The 6,055-nt window shown below is 42.2% G+C and carries 5 protein-coding genes; 4 read left to right on the top strand and 1 reads right to left on the bottom strand.

Annotated elements, in window-relative coordinates; translation table 11 throughout:
* Nucleotides 1–103: 103 nt before the first annotated feature.
* Complete coding sequence (locus tag QVO51_RS10810; RefSeq protein WP_369677871.1) at nucleotides 104–265, bottom strand: HNH endonuclease signature motif containing protein; 162 nt, start codon at nucleotides 263–265, stop codon at nucleotides 104–106.
* Between QVO51_RS10810 and QVO51_RS00415 the strand changes: the two genes are divergently transcribed.
* The 4 genes from QVO51_RS00415 to tnpA all read left to right on the top strand — a co-directional run.
* The gene (locus QVO51_RS00415; RefSeq protein ID WP_022356766.1) at nucleotides 198–884 is read left to right on the top strand and encodes a hypothetical protein; all 687 of its coding nucleotides are present in this window, start codon (nucleotides 198–200) and stop codon (nucleotides 882–884) included. The two genes, QVO51_RS10810 and QVO51_RS00415, sit on opposite strands and share 68 nt — an antisense overlap.
* On the top strand, nucleotides 835–1,305 hold the full coding sequence (locus QVO51_RS00410; protein ID WP_288167660.1) for an NPCBM/NEW2 domain-containing protein: 471 nt from the start codon (nucleotides 835–837) through the stop codon (nucleotides 1,303–1,305). Before QVO51_RS00415 ends, QVO51_RS00410 begins: the two co-directional genes overlap by 50 nt.
* A 32-nt stretch (nucleotides 1,306–1,337) precedes the next feature.
* Nucleotides 1,338–5,042 (top strand): RHS repeat-associated core domain-containing protein, encoded by a 3,705-nt coding sequence (locus QVO51_RS00405; RefSeq protein ID WP_022356765.1) that lies wholly within the window; start codon nucleotides 1,338–1,340, stop codon nucleotides 5,040–5,042.
* 626 nt (nucleotides 5,043–5,668) lie between these two features.
* The coding region (gene tnpA / locus QVO51_RS00400; RefSeq protein WP_441295901.1) for an IS66 family insertion sequence element accessory protein TnpA at nucleotides 5,669–6,055 on the top strand (387 nt) is incomplete at its 3' end.

The raw sequence follows: 6,055 nt of genomic DNA, 5'->3' as shown, positions 1-6,055 counted from the left end.
GTCGGAAAGCATATCCACGATCTGACGGCAGGAACGTAGAAAGTCTTCTTTGTACTCACCTACGGGATGAGACTTAATAAAGTCAACACAGTATTTTTGGTATTCATGAATCTGACTGCGTTTTAACGTATTTTCCATACTCGTCCCTCGCTTTCCAAGAAGAATGAATTTTGGCGTGTTCCGATTTGGAAAGGGCGATGAGATTGTCCGGATCATTATTGAAATGGTTACCATCGATATGGTGTACTTCTTCATCCGCACGCAGTTCTCGTCCGAGCTTCTTCTCCAAAAAGCCCCTGTGTACGGTTATTACATTTGAAAATAACTACTACTTAAGTACAAGCTGTAGCGGCGGAGTAAATGCCAACAGCTTTATGGGGTGTCAAAAATTACCGAAGGAAATGTGGGATTCAGCGGCAGAACTATTAGGTTCCCCTTATGTTTTAGATGCAGACAATATTAATGATGGTTATCCTGTTTTTGAATGGCAGAGCAAGCCTTATCAGTTTAAGGGGAGTGGTACAGCAGAAGATCCTTATCTTATTTCAAGTAAAAAAGAGCTGGAAAAGATGCGGGATTTGATTAATAGTGAGTATTTTGCAAATAAGTATAACAAATGCTACTATGCACAGACTGCGGATATAGATCTGGGAAATGAGCTTTGGACTCCAATCGGGATAAGGTTAATGAATGGAGAGGAAGCAGGTCTTTCATTTTGTGGTATGAAGAGAAACCTTATAGAAAATGGAGGCGGATCACAGAATACTGTTGGTATATCCCTTAACGAAACCGAAGTTACATTGACACTTGCAGGAAGTGAAAGCAAGCTGCAGCTTGTCGCAACTGTTGTGCCAGATAGTAGTTCAACACGACTATATAGGTAAAGATATCTTATCATATGAGCACGGTTCTTACTATAAAGAATACTCCGGCAGTAATAAAGAAGAGTTCTTTTCACTTGGAGGAGAACATTATTGTACTGGCTTTACAATTGGAACATATCCTAATGATGGATATGCTAGCTATAATTTAAGTGGAAAGTATTCTTATATTAGCGGTAAGGCTGGAAATGTAGACAACACCAATTATTCTGTATCTTATGTGTTTTACGGAGATGGCGAATTGATTGATGTCATTGATATAAAGGGTGGGGCTCTTCCTATTGATTTTGAAATTCCCATCGAAGGTGTCAAGCAGCTTAAAATTGTTGCAGACCAAACTGAGAATTATGGCTATGCAGTTGGATTTGCAGATGTTGTGTTATCCACTATCCGACCATCAATGTTTATGATGAAGATGGCGTAACACTGTTGAAATCCGCTCAGGGTCTGATACCTGTGGATAATATCTGGGGATTCCCCTATGAAAGCGACTACACCCAGTATTTCAATAATCATGCAGATGATTTTGCAATTACAAGCTATACATACTGCACAGCTGGCAATATTAAAGGCTTGGTTGCCACACAAACAGATCCAGTGGGCAATGTAACAACATATACCTACTATGATTCTGGCACATCAATGGGACAGCCGAAAACTATTTCCATCGGCGAAAGCACAATCACCTATGAATACAATGCTCAACTGATGGTGAGCAGGGAAACCACATCCATGGGTTATGTTAAGACCTATGACTATGATGCTTTCAATAATGTAATCCGCACTTATGACTATGGTACGGCCGGACTCAGCGGTACACCGAATGTTACCAGAGTGGTTTACGATAAGCTGAACAGAAAAATTAAAGAGGTATCTCCGAACTACTATGACGCTACTTTGGATAACGGTTTTGAGTACGATGCAGATAACACACAGGAAGAATACACCAGATACAGCTATGATGCGGCTGATCAGGTAATTGCTCAGACAGATGCTCTTGGCAATACAACAAGCTATGCTTATAATGCCTATGGGAATGTAATCAAAACAACAAATCCGAATGGTACACAGAATCTGGTTTCTTATGATGGCCTGGGACGTGAGATCCAGACAGCATTTAAGGAAAGCACATCTGCCGAGCAGACGCAGATCCTCACATCCACTTCCTATGAATTCATTCAGTGGATGAGTCATCCTGAATATTCTGCTTTGGATACCCAGGCATGGCACAGTGCACATGGTTTGCGTACTACAAAAACTACCTATGTAGATGAAAATACGACCTTAGTTCACACTGTAGAGTCCGATTATCGTGGAAATACAATCAAGGAGTATACCAACGGCACATTGAAGCGTACCAGTCATTATTATACCAATGGAACGCTTCGTAGCACAACAGATGCGCTTGACAACACAACAAAATACAGCTATAATGGATTAGGTAAGGTAGTAAAGACACTTGTTCCCTTTACCAAGGATGCAAGCGGCAACATCGTATATTCCATTACTGAAAATACCTATGATAAGAATGGTAATGTGGTTCTTGTCAAGCAGACTGTCAATGAGCAGTCCGCAGCTACTGCATACAGCTACACTGCAAACACATATGATGCACAGGGCAGATTGATTCAGGTGCATCAGTACGGTGATGCAGATGATGCTGAAACAATTGCCAAGTATTTCTACAATGCTGACGGTGTTCTGACTGAAATGCAGACAGGTGTGTCTTCTGCTGATTATCTCAGCACAACTTACACCTATGACGCATGGAACAGGCTCGTAACCACAAACGAAAGCACAGGTTACTGCTCCGGCAGCATGACCTATGACAGAAACGGTAATGTTCTGACTTCAACAGATGCCAACGGGTATGTAACTACAAACACTTATGACGCACTGAACCGTGTTGTATCCAGCGAGACAAAAACCGGTAATAGAAGCAAGGATATAAGTAAATCCACTTATTACAACAATATGGGTCAGGTGTCCCGAACCGTTTGCAATGGACAGACAACATGGTACACCTATGACCTGATGGGCAGACTGATTCAGGAATCCGGCACACAGTTTACAGGCTATTACTATGTCGGTTCCAGTGAGAGCCTCGCAAGAACCGTTACAGGAAAGAGCAATCTGCTGATGTACAGCACGATTTCCTACACCTATGACAGCGAAATGCGACTTGCAACCATTTCAACAAATGGCGATCTGACTGCTACTTATTCCTATGATGCAAATGGCAACAAGCTGTCTGAAACACTTGCTAACGGCGTTGTTACACACTATTCTTACAACAATGCGAACAGAATTACCGATCTTGTAAGCACAAATAACGGTGAAACCATTGAGAGCTACCACTATACTTACTATCTGGATGGCTCCGATGCACAGAAAACAAGCGTTGTAAATGGCGTAGAATCCACGACTGCTTACACCTATGATGGCATTCGTCGTCTTGCCACTGAAACTGTAACAAACGGCAATACCGAGACGGTTTACAGCTACACCTATGATCAGTTCGGCAACCGTGCTTCTATGACTGTCAGCGGTGATGCACCGTATACTACCACTTATAACTATAACGATGCTGATGGTAACTATACCGGATTGCTTCAGAGTGAAACCAAAACATTGCCGGAGGCTGATGAGCTTGCCCTTATCCCTGATGCAAACATTCAGGTAACGCTTTACACATACGATGCAAACGGCAATCAACTGACAGTAACGGATTATGAGGGTAATGTCAAGAACTATGCATATGACGGTTTGAATCAGTTGATTTCGTATTCCGATGACGAAAACACTGCAAGCTACACCTACAGAATGGATGGTATGCGCCGTAGCAAGACTGTAAATGGCACAACCATTACTCATATCTGGGTTGGCGGCCAGATTGTTGCGGATGTAACGGGTAACTATACAGCAACCTGCTATGTGCGTGGCACAAATCTGCTGGCACAGTACGAGTTCAACTACGGTGCTTCGGATGACTACACCTACTACCTGCAAAACGCACATGGTGATGTAACTGCATTGCTTGATACTGCCGGTGAGCTTACCAAGTCTTATGTATATGACGCTTTTGGTGTGGAGCAGAATATTGATGATTCTGATTCAAATGCCTTTCGTTATTGTGGTGAGTATTATGATACTGAAACAGGCACGGTTTATCTGAGAGCGAGATATTATAATCCTGTTACTGGTAGATTTATTTCAAGGGACTCATATGTCGGTAGAATCGGTGCCCCTCTTAGTTTAAACTTATATACCTATTGCACAAATAATCCCATTGTTTTGGCTGATCCATCGGGTCACATTGGCATTTTAACTGCTTTGGCAATAGGTGCTATTATAGGTGCTGCGGTTGGTGCAGGATCATCAGCAACTATACAATATTGTACAACTGGAACTATAAACGGAAAAGATGTGGCAATTTCAGCGGCTTGTGGTGCAGCAGGTGGTTTAGCAGGCGGTGCTGCCGCAGGAGTTTGTTCAGCAGTTGCAACAGCTGGTGCTAGCAGTTCATTGGCAGCTGCAGCCTCACTTTCGAGTGCTAATGTTGTAATTGGAACTGGCATTATTTCGGGAGGAGTAAGCTCATATGCCTCAACAGCTATGCGTCAGAGCTTGTATGGATACAGCGATCCTAATGAATTAATTGATAATACATTGTTTGGCGCAACAACTGGTGGAGCGCTTGGTGCTGCTACTTGGGGAATATCGAATTCATCGAATATAAATGCATGGCTAAGAAGTCAGATTACGCCAGCAGCATCTACGGATGTTATTAGATATTCTCCCATGAATCCCGGTCCATTAAGCAATGATGTTGCAAATTCATTCCGTAGTTCATCGTATTATGCTTATCCTCTTTCAAGCGATACGAATTTTTATAGAATGTATTCTGATCCGAAATATAAAGTGGGGTCGTATATGACAAGAACACCTCAAAATGGCGTAATGCAAACCCAATTGGATTTGGCTTTAAATCCAGATTGGGGTAATTACGCCACCAATATGACACAAGTTACTGTACCAAAAGGAACTGTGATCTATGAAGGCGTGGCTGGTCCACAAATCATTAATGGTGGTGCTGGTCAATTGCTTGGTGGAGGAAATCAAGTTTACATTCCGGAGGTCGATGCAAATTGGTTCAATTGAAATGCGATTGTATGGAGCGATTTGATACTGATATCAATTCTCTTAAACTGTTTGAAGAAATGAAATCGTTTTGTCATAATCAAGTTGCGAATGGTGTTTTTATAGAAATACCAGTAAGCAAGCCGTATCATACAGGATATTCTACCTTAGAACAGAAAGAACTCAAATGGTATGCAACAAAATGGTATCAGTGTCAATCATGCGGATGCATCTGGGAGTTTCTGTATCCTGATTTTCCGGCAAAGGGATTTATTAGAAAACTAAAATGATATCCTATTAATCATTTGATAACAAATACCGACGAAACACAACTTTAATAGTGTTTATTTTCCTTGATTGCTGAGCATGACTGGACAGCCTGAAAAACATATGTGCTATGACGGGAGTACAACATAAGCTGCTAAGCAATGTTGTACTCCTTTTTCTTATCTCCGTTTCGCTAGAAAAGCGAGACGGAGATTTTTCTTTTTGTGCTCGGACTATCTTCGCTCAGAGAGTATAATTGGTCGAATTTTGACATTAATATGGGTTGTTTTGTAACCGCCAACCACACCCATACGTTGACGAGGCTGTAAAAATGCGTTAAAATAGTTCCAAAGGGTTCTACCGGAAAGGAGCTGAGAAAAATGCCAACGATCAGAGAAGTAAAGACCGAGCTTCATCACAGGGAGTGGGCAGAGCAGATACAGGAATGCCAGAGCAGTGGTATGACCGTAACTGCTTGGTGCAAGGAAAAAGGTATCAGCCAGCACACATACTACTCACGCCTGAATGTGTTGAGAAAAGAACTGCTGAAACGAGCTGAATTGCCCAGCCAGCACACATACTACTCACGCCTGAATGTGGTGAGAAAAGAACTGCTGAAAAGAGCCGACTTCCTCTTGCAGCAGATCGTACCGCTGAGTGTTTCTCAAAGCGTCACCTGCACGACAGCTGCGGTGCAGACACAATATGTTGCGGACAGCGCTGCCCCCATACCCGATTTGTTTGACAAAAAAGAATGTGATAAAATA

The organism is Ruminococcus sp. CAG:379 (genome assembly GCF_000434255.1).
In the GTDB taxonomy this organism is placed as follows: Bacteria; Bacillota; Clostridia; order Oscillospirales; family Ruminococcaceae; genus Ruminococcus_F; species Ruminococcus_F champanellensis.
Note: the sequence above shows the minus strand (reverse complement) of the source record. Positions and strands in the feature narration are given on the sequence as shown.

Excerpts from the sequence above, each read along its gene's own strand:
- QVO51_RS00415 (WP_022356766.1), top strand. The coding sequence starts at position 198 with ATGAGATTGTCCGGATCATTATTGAAATGGTTACCATCGATATGGTGT.